22 protein-coding genes and 1 pseudogene are annotated in these 25,728 nt (G+C 62.6%); 14 read left to right on the plus strand and 9 right to left on the minus strand.

The annotated features are described in order from the left end of the window. Positions 1-109: 109 nt before the first annotated feature. From A6D6_RS06405 to A6D6_RS06415, 3 genes are read left to right on the plus strand one after another with little or no spacing between them, the layout of a single operon-like run. Positions 110-1,420 carry a TolC family outer membrane protein gene (locus A6D6_RS06405; protein WP_159660253.1) on the plus strand — a complete coding sequence of 437 codons (1,311 nt, stop codon included), beginning with the start codon at positions 110-112 and terminating at the stop codon, positions 1,418-1,420. 56 nt (positions 1,421-1,476) lie between these two features. Further along, the gene (locus A6D6_RS06410) at positions 1,477-2,106 is read left to right on the plus strand and encodes a biliverdin-producing heme oxygenase (protein WP_133493608.1); all 630 of its coding nucleotides are present in this window, start codon (positions 1,477-1,479) and stop codon (positions 2,104-2,106) included. Positions 2,107-2,111: 5 nt separating this feature from the next. Then, entirely contained in the window at positions 2,112-2,483 is a 372-nt protein-coding gene (locus tag A6D6_RS06415) for a YbaN family protein (RefSeq protein WP_133493607.1), read from the plus strand. A gap of 163 nt (positions 2,484-2,646) precedes the next feature. Here A6D6_RS06415 and A6D6_RS06420 read toward each other — a convergent pair whose 3' ends face one another. Both A6D6_RS06420 and A6D6_RS06425 read right to left on the minus strand, forming a co-directional pair. Further along, on the minus strand, positions 2,647-3,606 hold the full coding sequence (locus A6D6_RS06420) for an alpha/beta hydrolase (RefSeq protein WP_159660254.1): 960 nt from the start codon (positions 3,604-3,606) through the stop codon (positions 2,647-2,649). Further along, complete coding sequence (locus A6D6_RS06425) at positions 3,606-5,621, minus strand: TonB-dependent receptor domain-containing protein (RefSeq protein WP_133493605.1); 2,016 nt, start codon at positions 5,619-5,621, stop codon at positions 3,606-3,608. Before A6D6_RS06425 ends, A6D6_RS06420 begins: the two co-directional genes overlap by 1 nt. Positions 5,622-5,958: 337 nt before the next feature. Between A6D6_RS06425 and A6D6_RS06430 the strand changes: the two genes are divergently transcribed. Beyond that, positions 5,959-6,375 (plus strand): PaaI family thioesterase, encoded by a 417-nt coding sequence (locus A6D6_RS06430; protein WP_133493604.1) that lies wholly within the window; start codon positions 5,959-5,961, stop codon positions 6,373-6,375. Between the two features lie 136 nt (positions 6,376-6,511). Here the strand turns inward: A6D6_RS06430 and A6D6_RS06435 are convergent, their stop codons facing one another. Genes A6D6_RS06435 through A6D6_RS06450 form a run of 4 tightly spaced genes read right to left on the minus strand, consistent with a single transcriptional unit; the run spans position 6,512 to position 10,166 of the window. Further along, positions 6,512-7,600 (minus strand): ABC transporter permease, encoded by a 1,089-nt coding sequence (locus tag A6D6_RS06435; protein WP_133492922.1) that lies wholly within the window; start codon positions 7,598-7,600, stop codon positions 6,512-6,514. Then, positions 7,597-8,532 (minus strand): ABC transporter ATP-binding protein, encoded by a 936-nt coding sequence (locus tag A6D6_RS06440; protein ID WP_159660255.1) that lies wholly within the window; start codon positions 8,530-8,532, stop codon positions 7,597-7,599. Before A6D6_RS06440 ends, A6D6_RS06435 begins: the two co-directional genes overlap by 4 nt. Further along, a complete protein-coding gene (locus tag A6D6_RS06445) occupies positions 8,522-9,511 on the minus strand; it encodes an HlyD family secretion protein (RefSeq protein ID WP_201303710.1) in 990 nt (329 codons plus the stop codon). Before A6D6_RS06445 ends, A6D6_RS06440 begins: the two co-directional genes overlap by 11 nt. A gap of 4 nt (positions 9,512-9,515) precedes the next feature. Beyond that, positions 9,516-10,166 (minus strand): TetR/AcrR family transcriptional regulator, encoded by a 651-nt coding sequence (locus A6D6_RS06450; RefSeq protein WP_159660256.1) that lies wholly within the window; start codon positions 10,164-10,166, stop codon positions 9,516-9,518. Between the two features lie 239 nt (positions 10,167-10,405). On the opposite strand from A6D6_RS06450, the gene A6D6_RS06455 reads away from it, so the two are divergent. The 10 genes and pseudogenes from A6D6_RS06455 (at position 10,406) to A6D6_RS06495 (ending at position 20,016) form a co-directional block, all read left to right on the plus strand. Continuing rightward, positions 10,406-11,434 (plus strand): AraC family transcriptional regulator, encoded by a 1,029-nt coding sequence (locus A6D6_RS06455; RefSeq protein WP_026949067.1) that lies wholly within the window; start codon positions 10,406-10,408, stop codon positions 11,432-11,434. Beyond that, positions 11,421-12,293 carry a formyltetrahydrofolate deformylase gene (gene purU / locus A6D6_RS06460; RefSeq protein ID WP_133492926.1) on the plus strand — a complete coding sequence of 291 codons (873 nt, stop codon included), beginning with the start codon at positions 11,421-11,423 and terminating at the stop codon, positions 12,291-12,293. Before A6D6_RS06455 ends, purU begins: the two co-directional genes overlap by 14 nt. Positions 12,294-12,540: 247 nt before the next feature. Then, positions 12,541-12,954 (plus strand): annotated as a pseudogene (locus A6D6_RS22130) (23S rRNA (cytidine(2498)-2'-O)-methyltransferase RlmM); the annotation flags it as partial. A 133-nt stretch (positions 12,955-13,087) separates the two neighbouring features. Then, entirely contained in the window at positions 13,088-13,561 is a 474-nt protein-coding gene (gene rlmM / locus A6D6_RS21835) for a 23S rRNA (cytidine(2498)-2'-O)-methyltransferase RlmM (RefSeq protein WP_236564009.1), read from the plus strand. Continuing rightward, on the plus strand, positions 13,551-14,822 hold the full coding sequence (locus A6D6_RS06470; RefSeq protein ID WP_159660257.1) for an MFS transporter: 1,272 nt from the start codon (positions 13,551-13,553) through the stop codon (positions 14,820-14,822). The genes rlmM and A6D6_RS06470 overlap by 11 nt, the downstream gene beginning before the upstream one ends. Positions 14,823-14,839: 17 nt before the next feature. Beyond that, on the plus strand, positions 14,840-15,082 hold the full coding sequence (gene tusA / locus A6D6_RS06475) for a sulfurtransferase TusA (RefSeq protein WP_159660258.1): 243 nt from the start codon (positions 14,840-14,842) through the stop codon (positions 15,080-15,082). 490 nt (positions 15,083-15,572) lie between these two features. After that, entirely contained in the window at positions 15,573-16,346 is a 774-nt protein-coding gene (locus A6D6_RS06480; RefSeq protein ID WP_159660259.1) for a hypothetical protein, read from the plus strand. A 9-nt stretch (positions 16,347-16,355) separates the two neighbouring features. Then, positions 16,356-17,960: a GH3 family acyl-acid amido synthetase gene (locus A6D6_RS06485; protein WP_159660260.1), complete on the plus strand. Its 1,605-nt coding sequence runs from the start codon at positions 16,356-16,358 to the stop codon at positions 17,958-17,960. Between the two features lie 11 nt (positions 17,961-17,971). After that, on the plus strand, positions 17,972-19,060 hold the full coding sequence (locus tag A6D6_RS06490; protein ID WP_159660261.1) for a GNAT family N-acetyltransferase: 1,089 nt from the start codon (positions 17,972-17,974) through the stop codon (positions 19,058-19,060). Positions 19,061-19,086: 26 nt separating this feature from the next. After that, positions 19,087-20,016: a hypothetical protein gene (locus tag A6D6_RS06495; RefSeq protein ID WP_159660262.1), complete on the plus strand. Its 930-nt coding sequence runs from the start codon at positions 19,087-19,089 to the stop codon at positions 20,014-20,016. Between the two features lie 137 nt (positions 20,017-20,153). Here the strand turns inward: A6D6_RS06495 and A6D6_RS06500 are convergent, their stop codons facing one another. The 3 genes from A6D6_RS06500 to A6D6_RS06510 all read right to left on the minus strand — a co-directional run bounded on the left by A6D6_RS06500 (position 20,154) and on the right by A6D6_RS06510 (position 25,565). Further along, complete coding sequence (locus tag A6D6_RS06500) at positions 20,154-23,342, minus strand: efflux RND transporter permease subunit (RefSeq protein WP_159660263.1); 3,189 nt, start codon at positions 23,340-23,342, stop codon at positions 20,154-20,156. After that, positions 23,326-24,591 (minus strand): efflux RND transporter periplasmic adaptor subunit, encoded by a 1,266-nt coding sequence (locus A6D6_RS06505; RefSeq protein ID WP_159660264.1) that lies wholly within the window; start codon positions 24,589-24,591, stop codon positions 23,326-23,328. Before A6D6_RS06505 ends, A6D6_RS06500 begins: the two co-directional genes overlap by 17 nt. Positions 24,592-24,881: 290 nt before the next feature. Next, positions 24,882-25,565, minus strand: coding sequence for a hypothetical protein (locus A6D6_RS06510; protein WP_159660265.1), 684 nt, complete (start codon positions 25,563-25,565; stop codon positions 24,882-24,884). Between the last annotated feature and the right edge of the window lie 163 nt (positions 25,566-25,728).

Consider the following 25,728-nt stretch of genomic DNA (forward strand, 5'->3'; position numbering starts at 1 on the left):
TGGCCCGTGGACCGCGCGCACGGAGACCTCTATACCTACGGTGGGAGCGGTCCACGGACCGCGACACCTCGCTGCTGCCTGGCCGTGTTGGTCGGCCTGGCTGCTGCTGTTGTTGTGCTTGAGCCCGCTGGCGTCGGCGCTGACCTTGGAACAGGCCTTCGATGCGGCGCTGCGTCACGAACCGGACTTTCAGGCGGCGATTCATGACCGCCGCGCCGCCGGTGAATTCAAGGTGCTGGGCCGGGCCAATCTGCTGCCGACGCTGGCCTACAGTTATTCCTGGGGCAAGAACTGGTCGGAGGTGGAACAAGACTCGCTGTTTGGTCCGGTAACCGAGGAACGGGATTACCGCAGCTACAGTTCCTCGTTGAGACTGGAACAACCATTGTTCGATTACAGCGCCTGGGTGGCGCGGGATATTGGCCGCCTGCGCGCGGCGAGGGCGGAACTGGAGTTCGAGGCTCGCCTGCAGGAACTGGTGGTGAGGGTATCGCGAGCCTACACCGATACCCTGGTGGCCTGGTCCCGGCGCCGCTGGGCGCGGGAACAGACGTCGGTATTGACCGCATTGCTGGAGCGCAACGAGGCGTTGCGAAAAGCAGGGGAGGGGACCCTGACCGAAGTGCTGGAAACTCGCTCCCGCCTGGCCCTGGCCCGAGCCGAGTGGCTCGCCGCCGAAGAGCAGGCCCAGGTGGCGGAACGTGGTCTGACACAATTGACCGGGCTGGATCTCAGTGGCTGGCAACCACGGGCGCGGGGCGCGGTGTCGGCGTTGCCGCTGGACGGCGATCTGGCCCGCTGGCGTGAACAGGCGCTGCGCCACAGCCCGGTGCTGGCGGTACGTCGTGAGGATGTGGCGCTGTCGGAGCGGGAAGTGGACCGGCGGAAAGCGGGCCACTGGCCCACGGTCAGCCTGTACGCCAGTACCCGACGCACCGACTCCGACAGCGAGAATACCTACGGCCAGCATTACGATACCGACAGCGTTGGCGTGCAGGTGCAAGTGCCGCTGTACGCCGGCGGCGGTGTCGCCGCCGCCCGGCGCCAGGCGGCCGCCCGCCATGATGCCGAACAACAACGGCTGCTTTCTTCCCGGCAGCAACTATTGTTGGCGGTGGAACAACGTTTCCGCGATTGTCGCGGTGGCGCCTCCCGCCTCGAAGCATTGGCGGAGGCGGTGGCCAGTGCCGAGGCCCTGGTGGAAGCCACCCGTCAGAGCCTGCTCGGTGGCGAGCGCAACAATCAGGACCTGCTGGAAGCGCGCCGGCAGCTGCACGAAGCCCGCCTGGAATGGCTGGGCGCGGGTTACGACTATCTCAATGCCTGGTTGGAACTGCACCAGCAAAGCGGGGTTCTGGGGGTGCGGGAACTGAAAATCGTGGACCAGGCGTTGTACTTTTCCCGATCTCACTCGTCATAGTTGATGGAAGCCGTTGTTTATTGGCATTGCCTTGGTATTTGCATATAGGAATCATCATGACTCAGGCCAACACCGTGGATCTTGTCGAGAAGCCGCTGTCCTTGTGCCTCAAGGAAGGCACCCACCAGATCCATGAAAACCTGGATGATCGTCTGTCCGGTTTCGCGCCGTTCGCTGACGAACACAGCTATCGTTGTTTTCTGCGCATGCAGTTACGGCTGCAATGTGCCACCGCGCCGTTATATCAGGCGGAGGAGCTGCAAGGCCCATTCCCCGGTCTGGCGGAGCGATCCCGTTTGCCGGAAGTGGAAGCGGATTGCCGTGATCTGAACGTGAGCGATTCCGATCTGTCCTTTGATCGCCTGGCGGGCACCACCGCTTTGATCGCCGGTGTGCCGGCGGCGGTAGGCTGGTTGTACACCAATGAAGGCTCCAATCTGGGTGCGGCTTTCCTGTTCAAACTGGCGCGGGACAAACTGGGGCTGAGCGAAAGCCATGGCGCCCGGCACCTGGCCGGGCACCCGGACGGGCGCGGCCTGCACTGGAAGCGGTTCAAGGCGCAACTGGACGCGCTGGGGTTCAGTGAAGAAGACAAAGCTCAAGCGGTGCGAGGCGCGCGGGATGCTTTCGCCTTCGTCAATTCAGCGGCGGAAGAACTGATGGCGGCTTTGCCACGCCCGGCGTGAGTGGCATGCGTATCCTGTTGTGGCGTGCACTGGCGTTACTGGCGCTGGGCACCGCCATGCTCGGTGTGGTGTTGCCCGGACTGCCGACGGTGGAGTTTCTTTTACTATCGGCCTGGGCCGCAGGGCGTGGCTGGCCGGCGCTGGAACGGTGGCTGCTGGCCCACCCCCGTTTCGGGCCGCCGATCCGCCGCTGGCGTGAGTACGGTGCCATCTCCCGGCATGCCAAATGGATGGCGACACTGACCATGTCCATCGGCGTGGTATTGATTCTGCTCTCCTCGCTGCCGCACTGGGCCAAGGGCCTGCTGCCGTTGACCATGGTGGTGGTGCTGTTGTGGCTGTGGCGGCGACCGGAGCGGGAAACCGGGTGTCGCTAACGATGGGCCAGCGAATACATGAGTGGTCTCAAAGCCCTTGTGGGAAGCTTGCTCCGGGGTAGCTACGAAGCCGCCGTGGGAAGCTTGCTTGCAAGCGAATGCTTGGAACGCAGCCCCATTCGCTTGCAAGCAAGCTTCCCACGGCGGTGAGGTAATACCCTGATCAGGACCAGGCCGGATCCGGCGCCAGCCCGGCAACGATGCGCAGCGCCTCCGGCAGAGCGGCGCTGAACGTGTCGCCGTGACCAAGGCCGGGATAGAGACGGCGGTGCGCCTCGACTCTCGGGATGCGATCAAGATCATCGGCGAAGTGATTGAAGGCGGCATTACCCTGTTGTTTCCGTTGCCGGAGCTGGTCCGCGTTCATTTCCGCGGTGACGCGCACCTCATTATCTCCACGGCATAGCCAGACCGGGATGTTCCGCTCCGGCGGTCGCGCCGCCAGATGATCCAGTGATTGCCGCAATAGATTATCCGCCCAACCCAGGGAAGGGCTGACCGGCATATAAATACCAAATGCCTGGGGCCGGGTGCATAGCGTGAACAGTGTGAAAAGGCCGCCGAAAGAATGGCCCCAAAGCGCTTTGCGATTTGCATCCACCTGGGTCCTGCTGGCTACCCAGGGCGTGATGGTGGACTCGATCCGCTCGATAAAAGCAGCGGCGCCACCGCCTTCCCGTTGCGGCCGCCGCGCATCCCGCACCGAGGCCTGTCCTTCAGGCGCGGGCGTATAGTCGTAATGACGAGCCTCCCCGTCGAACAGCAGATCGGTGTCGTAGCCGATCATCACCAGCACCGGCGGTGTCGCTTCGTCGAGTGCCGTCAGCCACTCGGGCCGCAGTCGGCTCAGTACCGCATTGCCGTCAAGCAGATACAGCGCCGGGAAGCCGGCCGGCGGCGGCGGCGTGCGGTCGGGAATCGCCAGCCACACCCGGTGCCGGCGCCGGCCTTCGGCGCCGGCGAAGACACGGCTCTCGAAGCGGTAACCGGCAAGGCCGGTATCCGCCACCGTGGTGCCCATGGTGCGGGTCATATCCGGGCGCGCCGCCGCCGGGCCGGGGAGCACCAGCAAACCGGCGGCGGCCAGCAGGCCCTGGGACAAGCGGCGTCGCTGCAGGTCCATCAGAAGTCCAACACCAGGCCGGCGGTGTAACGGCGGCCGTCCAGCACCATCTCGTAATCGGCGTTGGTCACCTGGCGGTCGCCGACATTATAAACGCCGGCTTTCAGCGTGAGGTGCTCGCTGGCGCGGTAGTTCAGGCCGAGATCCACCATCGAATACCCGGGAGTGCCGTCGGCCATGCTGGTGCGGGATTGGTAGTCCGAAGTGCGGCTGCGATGATTGACCCGCACCCAGCTTTGCAGACGATCGGTGGTTTGCCAGTCGACACCGGCGTTGACCATGTGGCGCGGAATCTTGTTCAGTGGTTCACCCTTGAACTCGCCGGTTTTCTGCTCGGAGTCGGTGAAGGTGTAGCTGGCGTTCAGCAATACCGTCGGTGTCAGATGCCAGGCCAGCGTTGCCTCCACACCCTGCATTTGCGCTTCGTCCACGTTGATGCGGTCGCTGACGAACATGTAGGTCTGACCTTCGTAATCGCAGCTCCAGGTGCTTGGATCGTTGCGGTCGCCGCCATTGTCGCACTCGCGGTATTCGGTGATCTTGTCCTTGAAGTCGGTTTGGAACAGCATCACGCTGGTGGCGAAACCGGATGGCAGATCCAGTGCCAGGCCCATCTCATAGTTAATGCTGGTTTCCGGGTCCAGATCCGGGTTGCCTTTGATGATGGCGCGCGGATGGCCCGCCGGATAGCCACCGCCACCTGTGATGCTGCCCCAGTCATCCGCGGCTTCGCGCAGGGACGGCTGGCGGTAGCCGGTGGAAACACCGCCTTTCAGTGTCAGTGCCGGATTCAGGTGGTATACCGCGTACAGACGCGGCGACACGTGGTTACCGAAGTTCTCGTCCTTGTTGAAGCGCAGCCCGCCGGTCAACGACAGATCATTGGTCAGACGCCATTCGTCCTCGAGAAATACCGCGTACTGCCAGCGGCTGATCTCACTGGTGCTGCTGGTGGGCAGACGGTTGGTGGCGTAGTCGGTGAGCTCCTCGTCCTTGTATTGCGCTCCTGCGGTGATGATATGACGCTCGCCGAACCAGGTGGCCTGGGTGTTGGCGGTCAGGGTTTCCAGCGTAATGCCGTTACGCAGCTCACCGACCCGGTCCGGGTTCTCGGTTTTTTCATTCTGGATGTAGGAGTCGGTGCTCCAGTTCCCGAAGTTGCCATTATGGGTGAGCGCGGCCACCTCTTTGTCGAAACGGCGGTGGGAGGGTTCCGAACCTTCTTCGTAGTATTTGCCCGGTGAGCCGTTTCGTTCCTGGCGGGTTTCCTGATAGGACAAGCCGATTTCGTTGCTCTGATCCGGAGTGAACACCAGTTTGGCGCCACCGCCGCGCACTTTCTGTTCCTCGAAGCCTTCCAGAATCTCGTCTTCATCACGGTGACGAACCTGACCGTTCACCTGCAGACCGAGTTTGTCCTTCAGAAGCGGGCCAGCGAGATACAAATCGGACTGGCGGGCGTTACCGGATTCGGAGTTGTCCTGCAGGGTGGCTTCGGCACCGAAGGAGCCGAGCCATTGATCCGGTACCTTGCGGGTAATGATATTGATCACGCCGCCCATGGCTTCGGAACCGTAAAGAGAGGACATCGGTCCGCGAATCACCTCGATACGTTCGATGGCGCGCAGTGGCGGCAGATAATTCTGCTCCAGGCCGCCGTCGTTGCCGTTGGCGGTGGCTTCACGGCCGGACAGCCGGCGGCCGTCCACCAGAATCATGGTGTACTTCGGCGACATACCGCGCAGGCTGATGTCCTGGCGGGAACCGCCGCCGGTGACGGTGACACCGGGGATGTCCTTCAAGGCATCAGTGACGTCGGTGTAGCTCTTGGTTTCCAACTGCTCCCGGTCAATCACTGAAATCGACGCCGGAGCGTCCGCGATATGCTGCTCGAAGCCGGCGGCGGACACCACCGTCACGGCTTCCAACAGGTGCGGGCTTTGTTCCTCGGCGAGAGCGTGATGAGCGATAAGGGTGGCGGTGCCGGCCAGAATGGCGCGGGGTAGGGCACGCATAGGGAATCGACGTGATGACAACACGGGCAAACCTCTCGAAAAAATAAAAAGTGGCCGGCCAGCCTGCCTGGTGTGCTGTTAAACACCACACCAGGGTCTGTTGGCGGCGGCCATAAAAATGGCACTCCCCTCTCCGGGAGAGGAGAGCCGGCGAAAGGGCCGGATGACGGCCTGATTGAGAAAGCTTTATATAATAATGGTTCTCATTTGTAAATGGGATTGCGTTGCGTTTCTTCGGGTTACATGGAATATGCCACCGAGGCAGGTCGCTTTTGGCAATGGTCATGATCGCGGGAATCGGCAATGCTGCTGTTTTCTTTTGGCGGGAGGTAAAACAGTGGCTCTGACCGATGATTTCAAATGGGTGATGAACGCGCCGTTTCTCAAGCTGCTTGGATTGGAAGCCGTCAGCGTGGAGAGCGGCCGGGTGGTTTCGAGGCTGACCGTGCGTGAGGACCATCATCAGCAGAATGGCTACGTCCATGCCGGTGTGGTGGGCACCATGGCGGATCATACCGCCGGCGCCGCGTCCGCCACGGTGATGGCGGAAGGGTTCATGCCGCTGACCATCGAGTTCAAGGTCAATCTGTTGCGTCCGGCGGTGGGGCGGGCCCTGGTGTGTGAGGCAAACGTATTGAAAGCCGGCAAGGCGGTGACGGTGGCGGAATCGGAGGTGTTCGCCGAGGACGACAACGGCGAACGCAAACTGGTGGCGAAAAGCACCGTTACCCTGGCGGTGGTGCCGCGGCGGTAACCGGGAGCGGTAGGCTATGAAGCCGCTGTGGGAGCCAGCCTGCTGGCGAATGAGCCCTTCCGAACGATGGAAAAATTCGCCAGCGGGGTTGGCTGCCACAGAATGTTGCCCTGGTGTACCAGCCAGGGCGTGGCATTCAATCCAGCCGTTTATGCACCCGCGTCACCGCGACAACCAGCAGGACCAGGGCGAAGGCGGCCAGGGCCAATAACTCCGGCCACAGATCGCTGAGTCCGGCGCCGCGCAGCATGATGCCCCGTGCCAGGCGGATGAAATGGGTTAGCGGCAGCACCTCGGCGATCCATTGAGCGGCCTTGGGCATGCCTTCATAGGGAAACATGAAGCCGGATAGCAGAATCTGCGGCAGAAACGTGAAGATCGCCGCCTGGATCGCCTGGAACTGACTGCGCACCAGGGTGGAAATAAAGATACCTAGCGCCAGGCTGGCGATGATGAACAGCAAAGCCGCCAGATAGAGTTCAAGCGGCGAGCCCCGCACCGGCACCTGGAAAATCCACTTTCCCAGCAGCAGCACCAGCGAGGTCTGAATCAGGCCGATGGCGATGAAGGGCAGTACCTTTCCCAGGGTCAGCTCCGCCGAGGACAGCGGCGTGGTGATGAGGAATTCCAGGTTGCCCTGTTCCCGTTCCCGCACCAGCGCGATGGCGGTGAACATGACCATGGTCATGGTCAGGATCACGCCGATCAGCCCGGGCACGGTGTTCAGCGGCGCGTTGCGGTGCGGATTGTAGTAGGGCAGCACTTCCACCGAAGCCGTGCTGGTGGCGCCGCGCAAAGGGAATTGGGCGATTTGGCGGGCGGCTTGTTGCACTACCTGGTCGGAACCGTCGACGATCAGTTGCAACGGCGGTCGTTGACCTTGCCGGCGGCGCTCGAAATCCGACGGAATGATCAGCACCGCTTTCACTTCTCCCCGTCGCAACAGGGCCTCGCCGGTGGCCGGATGAGGCACGGCGCGATTGAAATTGAACACTCGTGATTGCTGTAGTTCCGCCACCACCCGCCGGCTTGTTTGTGTTTGGGCCTGATCCACCACGGCGGCGGGCAGGTGGCGCACATCCATATTGATGGCGTAGCCGAACAGGATCAGCTGCAGGGTGGGAATGCCGATGATCATGCCGTAGGTGAGGCGGTCCCGGCGCAGCTGCCGCAGTTCCTTGATCACCACCGCGAGCAGGCGCGCAAGGCTGAAACGATCGCTCACGATGCTCCCTCCGTGTGGCCGTGGGTGGCGGCGACGAAGACATCTTCGAGATTGACCCCGGTGTAGTCCACCTCGCCTTCGATGCCCTCCTTATGCAGAGCATCACGTACCGCTGGTAACTGATCCGGGGACGAGACCAGCACCCGCAGGCTGGCGCCGATTTGCGCGCAGGACCGCACGCCGTCCAATGTTTGCAATACCGTCTGGGCCTTTCTCGGCGTTGCCGTTACCACCAGCAAGGGCGTCGCGCCGACCTCGGCTTTCAGTCGCTCGGGGCTGCCCTGAGCCATCAGCCTGCCTCGTTGCAGGATAGCCAGTTGGTGGCAACGTTCCGCCTCATCCATGTAATGGGTGGAGACCAGCAGCGTGGTGCCGGCGTCGGTGAGGGCGAACAGCTCGTCCCAGAAATCCCGCCGCGATTGCGGGTCCACGGCGCTGGTGGGCTCGTCCAGGAACAACAGTTCCGGCCGGTTCAGTACCGCGGTGGCCAGGGCCAGGCGCTGTTTCTGGCCGCCACTGAGCGTGCCCGCCAACTGGCCGGTCAGCTCTTCCAGATGATAGCGATGGCAGAGTTCTTCCACCCGCTGGCGGGTATGCGAGCGGCTCAGTCCGAACAGCCGGGCAACGAACTCCAGGTTCTCGCGCACGGTCAGATCGCGGTACAGCGAGAACGTTTGTGTCATGTAACCGGCCCGGCGTTTCAGCGCTTCGGCGTGTTTCGGGATGTCCAGGTCGAGCACGCGGATATCGCCCTCACTGGGTAACAGCAGGCCGCAGAGCATGCGGATGGTGGTGGACTTGCCGCAGCCATTGGGGCCGAGAAAGCCGTAGACCTGGCCGCGCGGCACACTGAGATCCAGGTGATCGACGGCGGTGAAGTCGCCGAACCGGCGGGTCAGATCATGGGTCTCGATGGCGTTGTCAGTGCTCATCGTCTTGCTCTGGCCAGACCTGACAGGGGACGCCCGCCGGCAACTCGCGGGCGGCGTCTCCGAGCAGCGTCAACTCCGCCATATAGGACAGCCGGGCGGCATCGTCACCGCTGAGCGCGTAGTAGGGGGTGAAGGCCGGGTCCTGACGGATGCCGCGCACCTCGGCGTCGAAGGGCGTGTCGATGCCGTCCACGGCGACACGGAAGCGATCGCCGGGCCGGATCGCCGCCCGCCGGGGTTCCGGGATATAGACCCGCGCGTAAGGCGCGTCGCCACCGAGCAGGCTGACCAGCACCGCGCCCTGGGCGGGTTGATCGCCGAGCCGGTGGGGCAGGGCATCCACCCGGCCGGTGGTGGGGGCCACTGCGTCCAGACGTTGCCGCTGGCGCTGTAACTCCGCCACGGCCGCCTGTGCCGCCAACAAGGCGGCACGCGCCTGATCCAACTGTTCCGGGCGGGTGCCGGCGAGCAGTTCGTCCAGCCGTGCCTGACGGGCGTCCACCTGAGCGCCGAGACTGCTCACTCGGGTACGGGCGTCGTCCAGATCGGCGCGAGCCACGCTGCCCCGTTCGAACAGCGTTTGTGTCCGCCGCAGATCCTGCCGCGCCAGGGCGTGTTCGCTGCGCGCCTGGGCAAGTTCGGCACGGTTGGCGTCGATGGTTTCCTGCCTCGGGCCGCTTTCCAGCTCGGCAAGCCGGGCCTGTTGCCCGGCCAGGTCCGCCCGCGCCGCGTCCAGCCGTGCCTGTACCCGGGTCGGGTCCAGGCGCAGCAAACGCTGGCCGGCGGTCACCGCCTGACCTTCCCGCACGGCCAGTTCGATGACCGGTTCGGAGGCTTCGGCCAGGATCGCCACGCGGTCCCATTCGATAGTGCCGAGCAGGGGCTCGGGTTGGTCGCCGCAGCCGGAGAGCAGCAGCAATAAGGTGGTGACGACAGCGTAATGCGTGATGGGAGCGGAGTGGTCGCGGATTGCTTTCACGCCTTTATCCTCCGGTCAGACCGCCGTGCAGCAAGGCGCGCACATGGCGGATCAGGGTGGCGGTGTCGATGTTCTGGTTGCCCGGAAAACGGGACCACAGCGAGCGGGTGGCAAGGGCGAAGATCGTCAGGCCGATCAACGATATTGGTACCAGGCGCGGTTCGATATCCGGGTTCAGCAGGCCTCGCCGTTGATCCCGTTCGATCGCATCGGTGATGGTGCCGGCGACTCGTGGTGCCACTTCCCGCACCAGCATTTCGCGCAATTGGCCGCCTTCGGTCAGCACTTCCCGTACCCACAGTGGGGGAAGCCAGGAGGCACCCGACACGGTTTCCAGTATTGTCACAACGAAGCGGTCGAGAATCTGGCCGGCGCCGTCGTCCGGGGCGTGTTCGGTGATGCTGTCAAGGGCGGGGGCGATCAGCGCCAACAGGCGTTCCCGCACTACCGCCTCCACCAACTGTTCCTTGTTGCCGAAATAGTAGTGCATCAATGCCGGGGTAACGCGTGCTTCGCGGGCGATACGGCTTAACGGGGTGCCGCTGATGCCGTGTTCGCTGAACTGTCGCACCGCCACATCCAGCAGTTGTGAGCGCTGATCGGGACCGGTTCCGGTTTCCGGGCGCCCGGGCCGGCGGCCACGGGGAGGGCTCATGGTGACTCTCTCTGATAACGGTATCCGGCAATTTAATTAATAATTAATTTAATTACCAGCCCCATGGAAAATTTCACCGATCGGCATGGGCGTCGACGGCGCCGACAGTCTGGATTGGCGGTATCACCATGCCAATCGCCGGCGCTTTTATTTATCATTGGGCCTTTCCCGGGGGATGGCCGGGGCAGGCGGCTTTTTCGCCGCCGCGCAAGCCGTCGTCCCCACGTTCAGGATCGCGGATGAATCAACGAAGAACCATCAATGTGCGGCGAGTGGTCAAGGTGCTGCAGGGGGCGGCGCGCAGCGGCGTGAGCATCCCCGAGTTGCTGGACCAGTGCGGTATCGAGCGGCGGGTTCTGGAGCAGCCGGACGCCCGCATCGAGCGGGACACCTTTATCCGGCTGATGCTGCTGGTGATGGAACAGACCCAGGATGAGTTCCTCGGCTTCGGCCAGGGCCGCAAGTCCAAGCCCGGCACCTTCTCGATGATGGCCCACGCGGTGATCAATTGCCCGACCCTGGATGCGGCGGTGCGCCGGGGAATCCGCTTCTATGAGCTGTTTGACCTCAACATGCGCACCTGGCTGCGGCGCGAAGGCGACCAGGCCCGGCTGATCACCGAAGTCGATCCGCGCCTGGATTTTCGTGATGTGATCATCGATGCCATGCTGTTTCTCAGCCTGCGCTTCATGAGCTGGCTGGTGGGCAAGGTGGTGGAGCCCCAGGCGGTTTACCTGGATTACCAGCCGCTCAAGGAGGACGATGAGCACCGCTTCATGTTCAACTGTCCGACCTATTACAATAGCGGCGTCAATCAGGTGGTGTTTCCCGTCCACTACCTGGATCTGCCTCTGGTGAGAAATGAGCTGTCATTGTCCCATTTCCTGCGTGAGTCTCTGGCGCAGTTGTTCGAAGGCAATGTGCATAACGTGGGTTTGCCGGCGCGCATTCGCGGTTTGCTGTCCGAGGATTACGGTGGCCATTTCCCGGACTTCGGTGAAGTCTGCCGGCGTTTGCAAATGACACCGCAAACCCTGCGCCGCCGTCTCAAGGATGACAACACCAGCTATCAGGAAATCAAGGACTCGATCCGCAAGGACGCCTCGGTGTATTACCTGTCCAAAGCGGAACTCAGTATTGACGAAATCGCCTTGTTGATGGGCTTCAGTGAAGCCAGCTCGTTTCACCGGGCGTTTAAGAAATGGACCAACATGACCCCGTCGGCGTACCGGCGGACCCACTTTGGAGAAACGAATGAGCACCCCTGACGCCGCCACCGCGCGGTTGCTGGTGACCTGTCCGGACCAGCCCGGCATCATCAGCGCGGTTTCCACCTTCTTCTATAACCATGGCGCCAATATCACCGATCTGGATCAGCACTCCAGCGATACCCAGGACGGTACTTTCTTTTTGCGCCTGGAATTCCAGACTCCGGATCTGGATTGCTCGCGGGATGCCCTGGAAAATAATTTCCGCAAGCGGGTGGCGGAACGGTACGGCATGCAGTGGCACATCAGCTACGCCGCCGAGAAGAAGCGCATGGCGATCCTGGTGTCCCGTCATGACCACGTGCTCATGGACTTGCTGTGGCGGGTCTCGAGGGATGATCTGTCCGCCGACATCACCATGGTGATTAGCAACCACGACGATCTGCGCGACGAGGTGGAGCGCTTCGACATTCCCTATCATCACATTCCGGTGACCCGGGAAAACAAGGCGGAAGCCGAGGCCCGGGCGCTGGAATTGCTGGAAGGCCAGGTGGATGTGATCGTGCTGGCCCGCTACATGCAGATTCTCAGCCCGGAGTTCGTCGCCCGGCATCCCCATCGCATCATCAATATTCACCATTCTTTCCTGCCGGCCTTCGTCGGCGCCAACCCTTACCAGCAGGCCTGGGACCGGGGCGTCAAGCTGATCGGCGCCACCAGTCACTACGTCACCGAGGATCTGGACCAGGGGCCGATCATCGAGCAGAACGTACAACGCGTCTCCCACCGCCATTCGGCCAGGGAGTTGCGCGCCCTGGGGCAGGACGTGGAACGCCAGGTAATGCAGCGCGCGGTACGCTGGCACCTGGAGGACCGGGTCATCGTCGACGGCAACAAGACGGTGGTGTTCGTTAAGTAAAGGCAATGAATAGTGGACAGTTAACAGGGAATAGTTAACAGGGAATAGTTGCGCGACAACCGGACGGAGTGATCCGCAATTCAGGAGGCCGCGCTCAAAACCCGGGTGCGGCATCTTTGTCCTGAAAAACGCCGCGGTTCAAATTGGCATCTGCTGATACGCAAACGGCTATTGCGAAACCGCAATCTGTTTTGACTTTCGCTGTTCACTATTCACTGTTAACTATTAACTGCTTTCCCGAGGGTTTATGGCTGAGCAACCACACCGCTATCTGGCCCTGTGCCGGCCCGGGTTTGAGTCGGATCTGGCGGCGGAGCTGTCGGATCGGGCCGCTGATCTGGGCGCCGCCGGTTATCCGCAGGCGCAACCGGATAGCGGCTGCGTGTTCTGGGAGAACCTGCAAGGGGATCCGGCGCCGATTCTGGAGAGCGGGCTGATTTTCGCGCGGACCTTCTATCCGCTGGTGGCGGCGTTCGATGATTTGCCGGAGCGGGATCGCATCGGTGCCCTGTGGCCGGAGTTAAAACGTAACGGCCCTTACACGGAGCTGTATCTGGAACACGCGGACACCAATGACCGCCGTGAACTGGCCGGCTTCCTGCGTGGCTTCCGCAAGGCGCTGGAGCCGCGTCTGCGTAAGGAAGGCGTGCTGCGCGCAAATTCCAGTCGACGTCTGCATCTGTATTTCGACGATTCCCGCCATGGCTATATTGGCGTCAGCCCGTCCCGGCTGCCGTTGCCCGAAGGGGGTATTCAACGGCTGCGGCTGGCGCCGGAGGCGCCTGGAAGAAGCAATGCTGCGTTTCCTCGGGCGCGGCCGGCCGGAGGGGCTGCACACCGCGGTGGACCTTGGCGCGGCGCCCGGCGGTTGGAGCTGGCAGCTGGCGCGCCTGGGCATCAAGGTCACCGGTATCGACCATGGTCGCCTCGATACCCGCCTGCTGGAGGAATACCCGGTGCGTCACGTTTCCGCCGACGCCTTCACCTGGCGCCCGGAGCGACCGGTGGACCTGGTGGTTTGCGATGTGGTGGACAAACCGGCCCGCACGCAATCATTGATGTTGAAATGGCTGACCCAGGGCTGGGCCCGGACCGCCTTGTTCAATCTGAAATTGCCGATGGCGCGCCGTTATCGTGAGTCGCGGGTGCTGTTGGAGCGATTGGCGGAGGGCATGGAAAAACAGGGCCTGGCCGCCCGTATCAACGCCGCGCATCTGTACTACGACCGCGAGGAAATCACTGTCTGGGTGGATACTCGTGCCCCCTGAGCGCGGTCCGGCCCCGGCATACGTACTGCTGACTCTGGCCGGACTCTATTTTCTGCAAGGCCTGCCGTCCGGTTTATTGGCCAAGGCGGTACCGGCGCTGGCCCGGGAAGCGGGGCTGTCCACCGAATGGATCGGTCTGCTGGCCCTGGCGGCGTTGCCCTGGGCGCTGAAGTTCCTGTGGGCACCCTGGGTGGATCCGATGGCCGGTGCCCGCGCCGGTCACCGCCTGCGTTGGGTGGCGGCGGCGCAAGTGCTGGTGATGGCGCTGTTGCTGGTGCTGTCGTTGTTGGAGCGCCCGCTTTGGTTTGGTGAGGCGTTTCCGGTTCTGCTGTTGATCCTGTTTCTGATCAATCTGGCCAGTGCGACTCAGGACGTGGCCGCCGATGGCCTGGCGGTACGCTGGTTGCGGGGTGATCTGTACGGCCTGGGCAACGGCATCCAGGTGTCCGGTTACAAGGTCGGGCTGATTCTCAGTGGTGGTCTGTTTCTGATCGCCAACGACCTGATTGGCTGGCGCGGCTCATTGTGGTTGCTGACCATCATGATTGGCGTGCTGTTGATTGGGATTCTGCGTTTCCCGGAGCCGGCGGAGGCCGCGGCGTCGTTTCCACGGCGCCGTGGCGTGCGGTGGTGGTGGCGGCGGTCGCGTGGCTTCTGGTGGCGGCCGGGGCTGCTGCCCTGGGCTGTGATCCTGCTTGGTTACAAGGTGGGTGACGGGTTTGGTAGCCGCATGATCAAGCCCTATCTGGTGGATCAAGGCTGGACACTGGCCGCCATCGGACGGCTCGATCTGGTGGCCTCTCTGGTGGGGCTGCTCGGCGCCTTGCTGGCCGGCGTGCTGATGCGCCGCTGGGATTACCGGCGTGCCCTGGTGGGGCTGGGCCTGGGGCAGGGGCTGGCGTTCGTGGGCTGGTGGTGGGTGGCGCGGGCTGATGCCGCGACGCCGTTGATATGGATGGTCTCCCTGTTTGAACAGGCGGCGGACGGTGCCTCCACGGTGGTCTTGTTCGTGGTGATGATGGCTTACTGCCGGTCGGGCTCGGAAGGTGGTGACTACACGCTGCAAGCGTCATTGCAACTGATGGCGGTGGGGATGTTCACGTTGGCCAGCGGATTCAGCGCCGGCTATTTCGGCTACGCTGGTCATTTCCTGCTGGCGGCGCTGTTGGGCTGCGCGGTGGCCTTGCTGGCCCTGGCCTGGCGCCCGCCGCTTGGGCCCGGCGCGGCAGGGCGTTATACTGGCGCGCCCGATCACTCCTGACCCTTCGCGGAAACACCATGTCCGACGCCATTGACGCCCAGCACCACTTTGACGCCACCGGTCTGCTATGCCCGGAGCCGGTGATGTTGCTGCACAGCAAAGTGCGTGACATGGCGCCGGGCGAGGTATTGGAAGTCCGCGCCACGGATCCCTCCACCGAACGGGATATCCCCAAGTTTTGCCAGTTCCTGGGCCACACTCTGTTGGCCCGGCGGCAGGATGGCGAGCTGTTCCTTTATTGGATCGAGAAGAAGCGCTGAGGCGGAATTTCGCTGGCAAGCCAGCTTCCCACAGCCTCTTAGAGCCCCCTGTGGGAAGCTGGCTTGCCAGCGAATGCTTTTGTGTCCTTTCCTGTCCTTTTTCAAACGCGATTCCTCTCCGAATCTTTCCTTCATTTCAATGAATTTTTTGTTGTTCTTTGTTGAATCAAAGACATCATCGACAACGAATAACCTCATAAAAAATAGTGCTTTGCGCGATTTCCAGGGCCCAGTTCCTATTTCATGACATCGCACTTGTTTTCTCTTTCCTGTCCTGGCTAGATGCTGTCATCGATTGTTCAGACGAATCGGTTAGAACGATAACCGTGACACCGGGAAGACGGTGACGCTCGGGATGCAAGCCGCTTATAACGCCGAACATAACATCAGATAAGCAACGCCAAACAGGGACCATGGTTCCGGTTTCTGCCGGACGGGAATCGCCGTGCCATGGCGCGGCCAAACACATCATCAAGGATGGAGAAGGAACATGGCGGGTGACACCGGCAATACGTTGAAAACACGCTACGTGCCCATCGAGCGGATTTCCTTCATCGACATGAAGGAGATGTATGGACTCTACGAAAAGTACTATCAGAACGTGTCCCTGGAGGTCTTCGTCAAGGATATGTCGGAGAAGAGCGGTGTCTTCATGGTACGCCGGACACTGGACCGGCAAGTGGTGGGTTTTTCAACATTGAAAACCGTGCCGATGAGTGTCGGGGGGCGCACCGCCACCGGCGTCTTCAGTGGTGATACCATCCTTGAGAAACAATACTGGGGGGATCGCTCCCTGCAGACTGCTTTCCTGCGCTGGATGGTGCGGGAAAAAATGAAGCGGCCAACAAGAACGCTGGTATGGCTGCTGATCTCCAAGGGCTACAAGACTTACTTACTGCTGGCCAATAACTTCAATCGGTACTATCCCCATCCCGATGGTGAGCATCAGGATCTGGCGGCATACGTCGACCATTACTGCGAGAAGCTCTACTCCGACAGCTATTGTGCCGAGCGCAAGTTGCTGGACTTCGGTGACAACTATTCCTCGCTCAAAGGCGCGGTGGCACCGATTTCCCAGGAAATGCGCGACGGCAACGTCAAGATCCGCTTCTTCGAAGAGCGCAATCCCACCTGGGAGCGGGGCACCGAACTGCCCTGTGTGGGCATCTTTGATCGCGGCACGGTGCAGGCCTACCTGGCCAAACTCTGGCGTAAGCGGCCCCGCCGTCTGCGTTTGGCCGTTCGCCCGGCGGCTTACGAGTAAGGAGAGGTTATGCTCAGCCAACGGCTATTGCATCTGGGGGTGCTGCCCGCCGGGCGGCGTTTCCGTACCGGGCTCTCCCATTTGGAACAGACCCAGCGATTCCGTCATCGCCAGTTGATGCGGCAGGTGGCGGCGTCAGCAGTGGGGCGGGAGCAAGGGATCGGCGAGGACTGGTCCTGGGAGCGTTTCGCCGAACGACTACCGGTTACCAGCTATGAGGACTGGCGCCTCCGGGTGGAGCAGGGCAGACGGGAGGGCGCCAATCCGCTGATCGCCTCGCCCACCGCCCGTTACCAGCCCACCAGCGGCTCCACCTCGGCGATCAAGTGGATTCCGTACAGTCGCGCCTTTCTCGGTGAACTGGACGGCGCCATCGGCCCCTGGCTGGCGGACCTTTATCATCGTTATCCGAAGCTGCGGCGCGGCCGGCACTACTGGTCGCTGTCCTGGATGCCCACCGCGCTGCGGCAGTCTCTTGGCGAGGAATTGAATGACGATCTGGCGCTGATGTCCTGGGGCAAGCGGCTGATCGCCGGCGCCACACAGAGCGTGCCGTCCTCGGTGGCTTTGGCCCGTACCTCCGACGATTCCCTGTTCGCCACTCTGGCGCACTTGGTCGCCGACCGCCGCCTGAGCCTGCTGTCGGTGTGGAGTCCGACCTTCGGCATTGGCCTGCTGGAAGGTCTGGCCAAGTGGCGCGAGGAACTGGCGCAAGTGCTGAGCCGTGGTGACTGGGGGGCGCGGCGGGCCGCGATGGCGGCGTCCAGGTGTCCGCGCAGTCCTCGTGGGGCGGCTTTGCTGCGAGCCTGGGACGGTGAACTGACGGCGGATTTTTTCCTGGCGCTGTGGCCGGCGCTGGCGCTGGTCAGTGCCTGGGATACCGCCGCGTCGGAGCCCTGGGCGCGGCGCCTGCAAGCGCTGTTGCCGCACGCGGATTTTCAGGGCAAGGGACTGTGGGCCACCGAAGGGGTGGTGACCTTTCCCTGTCAGGGCCGTTACCCGCTGGCGTATCGCAGCCACGTGTATGAGTTCCAGGATCCGGATGACGGAGCCATCCATGCCCCCTGGGAGCTGGAAGCCGGGCAGCGGGTGATGCCGTTGCTGAGTACCGGCAGCGGCTTGCTGCGCTACCGGCTCAATGACTTGGTGGAAGTGACCGAACATTGGCGCACCGTGCCTTGCCTGCGTTTCCTCGGGCGGCGTGGCACCGTTGATCTGGTCGGCGAGAAGCTGACTGGCGAGGTGGTCAATGAGGCTTTCGCGCGGGCGCCGTTGCCACCCGGCGTAACGCCGGTGGGCGTGGTGGCCTGTGATGACGCCGGCGATGGCAAACCCGGTTATCTGGCGCTATTGGAAGGGTCGCCGCAAGTGCCGGTGGCGTCGCTGGCCGAGCATCTGGAGCAGGCGCTTGGTGGCCATTTTCATTATCGTCTCGCACGCAATCTGCACCAGTTGGCGCCGCTGCGGTGTGTGGTGCTGGCGGACATGCGCGAACGCTATCTGGGCCATTGCCGGGACCAGGGCATGATCGAGGGCAACATCAAGATCGAGGCCCTGCGTGCCTGGCCGGGAACCGCGCCGGCTTTCCTCGCGCCATCGCCGGTTTCAGCCTGAGGAGGGGGCCCATGCGTATTCGAAGAGCCACCAGCCAGGACAACCCGGCGATTCTGGCGCTGCTGGAAAACACGCCACAACCTGGGGCGATGACCCTGACGTTTGAACGGCGCCCGGATTATTTTCGGGGCGCGGCCATTACCTGTGAAGAACCGGAAGTCTGGTTGGCGGAAAGTGACGGGCCATCGCCGGAGCTGGGCGCGGTGTACAACGTGGGCCGTCGCCGGGTGTGGGTGAACGGTGATTGCGTGCCAATCCGCTATGCGCACGATTTGCGTATTGCCCCCCGGCACCAGGGCAGCCGCTTGTTGTTTCGCCTGTTCCGCACGTTGAAAGCCACTTTGCATCAGGAGGAGTGGATGCAGACGGTGATCCTGCGCGATAACGGCGTGTCGCGGAACACCGTGGCCAGCGGCCGCGCCGGGCTGCCGCGCTATTATCCGTTCGGCGCCATCGAAACCAGCGTGATTTACACACGGCCTGGTCGCTTCCAGGCACCGACGGGGCTTTCCGTGCGCGCCATGACCGGGGCCGATCTTGGCGCGCTGCTGGCGCTGCTGGAGCGGGAAGGGCCGCGCAAGCAGTTTTTTCCCTGGCTGGACCTGAGTGAGCTGCATTCCTCTCCCTACTTTCACGGCCTGAGTCTTGGCGACTGGGTCGGTGTCTGGCAGGGGACGACGCTCAAAGGCGTATTGGGAAGCTGGAATCAAAGCGATATCAAACAGACGCGGGTCAATGGCTATCGCGGTGCTCTGCAGTGGTTGCGGCCGCTGCATAATGTCACCCGTCCGCTGCATGGCGGTTTGCGGCTGCCGGCGCCGGGCGAGTGTTTGTCGTTCGTCACCTTGCACACTCTGGTGACGGAGAACAATGACCCGCAATGGCTGGCGCCACTGCTGGAGCACGCCCTGCATGCCCATCATCGTGATCACGGGGCGGTGGTGTGCGGCTTCTTCATCCAGGACCCGTTACGCGACGCGGTGCGTGGCCTTCGCCGTCGTACTCTGCTCAGCGACCATTATCTGGTCAGCTATGGCGAAGACCCGCGCCCGCGACTGGACCCGGAACGGATCCCTTACGTGGAAGTGGCCCGACTATGAAGGTGGTGGAGAAAGATTATATCGGCATGTGGTACCAGGCTCGGCGCCGCTGCGGTATCGACGACGCTATCCACTTCGCCGTGATGGATCCGGATGGCGTCGGCGAGCGCTACTATTCGATTCCTCATCGGCATCACGATGGCATCGGCGGCTTGCTGGTGTTGTTGCGGCAATGGGGCGTACCTCTACCACCGGTGCCTCGCAGTCGCCAGAGCGCGTCGCCGCCCCTCTGGCAATGGTTGAGGGCTCAGGGCGCGCCGCCCGGTCAGCCGCTTCCCTGGCGCCGTCTCCGTGGGCCCGAACCCCATGGTCAGGTGGAAACCATCTGTTTCGATCCCGAAGCCACGGCGGCGATCATGGCGCGGGCGAAGCAGGAGCAGGGTTCGTTGAACAGTTTATTGCTGCATCGTCTGCATCGGGCGGTAGGCGAAACGCTGTTGGAGACGCCGTCCACCGGCAGCTGGTTGTATCCGGTGAACATGCGTGGCGCGGTGAGCCGTGCCCGGGATGACATGAACCTGTCCAGTGGCTTCTATGTGCCGGTGGCACCGGAGCAATCGGTGGCGGCGCTGTACACCACTTTGCGCGAGAGGTTGCGCCAGCAGCAGCACTGGCGTTTCTGGCACCTGGCGCATGTCGGCCGCTGGATTGGCGAGCGCGGGGTGGATTGGTTATGCCGGCGCCTGCTCGAGGGGCCCGGTCATATCGGCTCCTTCAGTAATCTGGGGGTTTGGCGGCTCGATCTTGGCGCCGCCGGCTTTTCCGATTCCGCTTGCCTGGCGGTATGCGGGCCGGGCAGTCCCAACCACCCGGTCGCTAATGGCGCCATTATCGTCAACGGCCGGTTGACCCTGTCACTGCGGGTGGACGCCTCTTTGACGGCGGGGCGTCTGGCCACACGAAAATGTTTGAATCTGTGGCGTCATTTTTTGTTGGAAGAGGGGGCTGGACGCTAGAAGCCGGACGCCGGACGCTTTAGAACATCGAGGCGTGGAGCATTGCGGATATAAATGAACGCTTTCAATGCTTGCGAGGGCGGCGGGCCCGGTTTTTCATCATTGGCGTCCGGCGTCCGGCGTCCGGCGTCCCGCTCTTATGCCACGTTCTCGTTACTCTCCGGCTCCGCATTCTTGCGCTTGCCGGCGAACAATCCGGTTACGTCGTCCATCACCATATAGAGCGTCGGAATCAATACCAGTGTGATCAAAGTGGCGAAGACGATGCCGAAGGACAGCGATACCGCCATCGGTTTCACCACCTGCGCCTGCAAACTGAATTCCAGGAACACAATGGGCACCAGCCCCAGAAAGGTGGTCAGCGACGTCAGAATGATCGGCCGGAACCGGGCCCGTGCCGCCTTGATCGCGGCTTCCACCAGCGGCTCGCCGTCGCGGCGGTAGCGATTGACGAAATCCACCAGGATCAGACTGTCGTTCACCACCACGCCGGCCAGGGCGACGATGCCGAACATGGACAGCAGGCTGAAGGGCATGCCCAGCACCAGATGTCCGACCGCGGCGCCGATGGTGCCGAACGGGATCACCGACATGATCATCAGTGGCTGCACATAGGACTTCAATGGGATCGCCATCAGCGCATAAATCAGAAACAGAGCCAGGCCGGTGCCATACAGCAGATCGACCATCATCTTTTCCTGCTCCCGGGTGGCGCCGGTGACACGATAGCTGACCCCGGGGTGATGGCTGAGAATGTCCGGCAGCTGAGTTTCGATCAAATCCTTGGTGATGCGGCCGGGCTCGGCCACCGCCTTGTCCACCCGGGCGGTGATGCTGATCGAGCGCTGGCGGTTGAAGCGGCGGATGGTGGCCGGGCTGCTGCCCATGTCCAGATCGGCCACGGCGGAGAAGGGCACCGCCTGGCTGTCGCCGGTGCGAATGCGCATGTCTTCCAAATAGCCTTCGGATTGCCGTTCCGACCTGGGGTAGCGGACCATGACTTTCACTTCGTCCTGGCCGCGCTGGATGCGTTGCACCTCCTCGCCGTAGAACGCCTGGCGCACCTGCCGCGCCAGATCCCGCTGGCTCAGTCCCAGCAGTTCCGCTTCCGGTCTGATCCTGAGCTGGATTTCCCGCACCCCGCTGTCATGGGAATTGCGCAGGTCGTAAACGCCGTTGTAATCCCGCAATCGTTGTTCCAGTTCGGCGCTGGCCGCCTCCAGATGCGCCTGATTCTGGCCCACCAATTCCAGTGAGATATCGTTGTCGTCCGGGCCGCCCTCGCCACCTATGTGGAAAGTCCGGGCGCCGGGAATGCGGCCGACTTTTTCCCGCCAGCGCCGTGACAGTTCCGGCACCGACACCAGACTGTTCTCGCTCTTCACCAATTCCACCATGATGCCGCCGGAGGTGTCGCTCTCGGTCCACGCCAGTTGGGTACGCACCAGCGGCTCGCTCAACCCCAGCTCCTGCTGGAGTTCCTGATCCACTTCAGTGAGCGCCTGGCCGATGGTGTCCAGGTTGGTCTGGGTCACGTAGGCCGGCGTGCCCTTGTTCATTTCCAGTTCCACCTGAACGAAGTCACCGCTCAGATCGGGAATGAACACCACCCGCAACAGGCCGCCGACAAGCAGGCCCACGGCCAGAATCAGCACCGAGAGGGCCCCGGCCAGCGCCAGATAACGATGGCGCAGGATACGCCGCAGCAGGGGCAGATAGGTGTTGTCGACGAAACGGAACAACCCGTCGGAGAAGCGCCGCTGGAAGCGGATCATCCTGTTCGGTTTCAAGGTCTCCGCGGGGGCGTCGCGCATGTGCGCCAGATGGGCGGGCAGAATCAGTTTTGATTCGATCAGCGAATAAAACAGGCAGATCACCACAACGCCGCCGATGGAGGCGAAAAACTGCCCCCAGATGCCGGAGACCAGCAGGATCGGCAGGAACGCGGCCATGGTGGTCAGCACGCCGAAGGTGGCGGGGCCGGCCACATCGAGCACACCCAGCACCACGTTATTGGTGGAGTGGCCGTCCCGTTGAATCCGCGTGTAGGCGGATTCGCCGATAATAATGGCGTCGTCGACGACGATGCCGAGCACCACCAGAAAAGCGAACAAACTGATCAGATTGATGGTGATGCCGAACAGCGGCAGCGTGAACAGCGTGCCGAGAAAGGCGGTGAGCAGTCCGGCCATGACCCAGAACGCCAGTTTCAGGCGCAGGAACAACGACAGGATCAGAAACACCAGCACCGCGCCCATCAACAGGTTTTCCGACATCATGTTGAGCCGGCCTTCCAGGTAGTAGGACACGTCGATCATCCAATTCACCTGGACGCCGTCGGGCAGACTCTCCTGCATCCGGTCCACATAGCCGCGGACTTCCCGGGACAGCGCCAGAGCATCCTGTTCGCCCAGGGCCAGCACCCGAATGCCGACGGCGGGGCGGCCGTTGTGAGTGAGGTAGTAGTTGTCCTCGACGAAACCGTCGCGGATATCGGCGATGTCGCGGAGCAGCAGGCGACTGCCGTCCGGGTTGGTGCGCACCACGATGTCCTCGAAATCCCGGCCCACGTAAGCCTGGCCCACGGTACGCACCAGTATATCGCCGCCGGCGGCCTGGATCCGGCCGCCGGGCAGGTCCAGGGAGGAGCGCCCCACCGCGTCCGCCACTTCGGTCAGCGTCAGGCCGTAGTTGCGCAGGGTCTCCTCGCTGACCTCGATACCGATTTCATAGGGGCGATCACCGATCAGTTCGGTCTTGGTCACCGAGGGCAGGGCAGTGATGTCGTCGCGCACCCGTCGCGCCACCTCCTTGAGCGTGCGGTCGTCCACATCGACGCTGGACACCGCCACCCAGATCACCTCGGTGCTCCAGACATTGCGCTGGTATACCGGACGCTCGGTTTCCGCCGGAAACGTGGTGATCGAGTCCACCCGCATCTTGATGTTGTCCATCACTTCGCGGATGTCGTAATCCGGACTCACCTCCACCTGCACTGAACCGGTGCCTTCACTGGCGATGGAAACGATTTCACTGATCCCTTCCAGATCCTGGATCGCTTCCTCGATCTTGATCAGCACGCCCTGTTCCACGTCCGTGGGCGTGGCGCCCAGGTAAGGCATGGTGATGTTGACGTAGTTGGTTTCGACCTGCGGCTGGATTTCCTTGGTAATGGTGAACGCGGTGATGGCGCCGCCGATGATCAGTATGGCCATCAGCAGGTTGGCCGCCACCGGGTTGTGGGTGAACCAGGCGATCAGACCGGTGTATGCGTTCAGCCGCGGTGCTTCGGATTGCTTGTTGTCCGCATCAGGGGGCGACGACATGCGGGGCTCCCTGATCGGCACCGGACTCGGTGTTGCCGTGTTCTCCCGGCGATGTCACCGGTGGCGGGGCGGACGGCTCGCTGTCTTCCTGGTTCGCGTCCAGATCACGGATTTTCAAGGCCATTCCCGGTATCGGTGTCTGAATCGCGGTGATCACCGCGCGGTCGCCGGGTTGGAACGCCTCGTTGGTGTAGACCTGCTCGGGCGTACTGCGTACCACCTGGACTTCTCGTATGGCGAGTTTGTTGTCGCTGTCCGCCACATAGACCTGGTCGCCGTTACGCAAGGCGACTCGAGGCAACACCACCAGCCCCTCGGCGGAGCGGCCCTGGATACGGGCACTGACAAAGGTGCCGATGGGCAATGGCGGCTGCTTGCCGTCGCCTTCGAGATGGTACGGATCCGGTACCCGTGCCACGGCGTAAATCAGCCGGGTACGTTCGTCCACCACCCCTTCGGTGCGGACGATCTCGCCGGGCCAGCTCATCATCCGGCCGCCGACTCTCGCCTGCAGGGTCACTTCGGGCAATGAAGCCGGCTGGTAACCCGGCCGGGGCAGATCGATGAAGGCGCTGTCCTGTTGCGACAGCGGTAGCCGTATCTCCGCCTCCTTGACGCTGAAGGCAGTGCCGAGCGGATTGCCGGCGGCCACGAATTGCCCCAGATCCACACTCCGTTCCTTGACCAGCCCGTCGTAGGGCAGGTGGATGCGGGTCCGTTCCAGGTCTCGCCGCGCTTGTTGAACCAGCGCCTGTTGTGACTGGATCGCGGCCTGGGTCTGCTCTGCTTCCGACTGCCGCTGCTCCAGATCCGACTTCGAAATGTTCTTGCGGTGATAGAGGCTCTCGAACCGATCCAACTGCTGGCGGGCCAGGCGGTGTGCCGCCCGCAGCCGCTTCAATTCCGCCTGCGCCTGGGACAGCGTGTTGCGGTAATCGCTGGGGTCGATTTCAACCAGCACCTGATCGGCTTGAAACAGACCTCCGGCAACGAACTCATTGGCAATCCGGGTTACCTTGCCGGACACCTCCGCCACCAATTGGGTTTCGGTGCGCGGTTGCACGGTCCCCTGGGAGCGCAGCTGAAACTGGCTGTGGGCGGTTTCGATCGGTAGCACATCGACGATCTCCGCCATCGCCGGCCGCTCCTCCACCTCCGGTTGCGGGCGCATGGCCGCCAGTATGGCCACCACGGCCACGGAGCCGAGCACCATGGCGGCGGCGATCAGTACGAGAGAGGTTTTTTTCATAACAGTCCGCTTGTTGACCATTCCCTGGTGGCATGCCGATGCCCGGGCCTCTATTGCAAACGCGCATTCGCTGGATATAAAGAAAACAGGTTAGCACTGCTGTTTTGCACGCCTATGACCGCACCGCCCCCCGGGTGTCGCCAATAGGCAACGCCCGGATGCCGTTGGTCCGACAGTGGAGGATCGGAGTGTAGGAAAATTACAGGTACTGGCCGGGGCCGTAAAGCGCGTTGAAGCGGCAAACGCCACCGCTGGCCCGTGGAGGAGCACGGACCAGGAGGGCTTCGATGTCAGTAGCGGGCCGCCAGCATGGCGATGGCGGCCAATGCTTCCGGGTCGTGTTCCTTGAGCCGGTTGGCAATGCCATGCTGAAAAAAATAGCGGAATCCTTGTTGCTCCTCGGCGGCCACCAGGCTGCGGTCGCCGGGCAATACCGGTGTCTGTGTCACCGCCGCCTCGTCCGCCACCATGGCTTGTGGTGTGCCGTCACCGTGCAAGCGCCAGCTCACCACTTCCATTAATGACAACGTTTCGAATTCGTCCTGGGAGAATACCGCGTGGGTGCCGATGGTGTCGGGAATCTCCTGGCGGCTGTGATCGCCCGGTTTGCCGAAAAAACGCAACGCCGCGTCCAGCTCCCGCACCTTGTGTTCCGGAGCGTCGCGGAACAGGTAGTCGCTGTCGGGGAGACGATAACCTTCCCAGCGGCCATTAAGTGGATCGGACAAGGCGCTGGCGGTAACCAGATCGCGCAACCAAGGCACCAGCGCCTGAGTGGTGCCGTCCTCGAGACGGGCCCAGGCGAGAATTTTCAGGGAAAACAGAGTGTCGGGATGTTGATCGTTGGCATAGAGCAATTCCATGCCGTCGTACTCCGGAGAGAGTCTCAGAATGGACGGCTTGCCGGAGCGCCGTCTGGGGGTGAAGGGGATGACGTTACTGCCGCGTGGATCCTGCCGGTTAGCCCGAACCATAAGCGCCTCCGCCCAAGAGAACCGTGGAATACCCCTGCGTCGGCGCCGATCCCGTGAATGATCGTCCTCGCACGGGCTATTCCAGACTCTTCGATTTTCACACTAGACGGTTGTGGGCGGAGGCGCAAGTCAGAGCGGAGCCCGTGGGGATTGAGGGCTGGAA

Origin of the sequence: Alcanivorax xiamenensis (assembly GCF_009846745.1) — a bacterium.
Classification (GTDB): Bacteria; Pseudomonadota; Gammaproteobacteria; order Pseudomonadales; family Alcanivoracaceae; genus Alloalcanivorax; species Alloalcanivorax xiamenensis.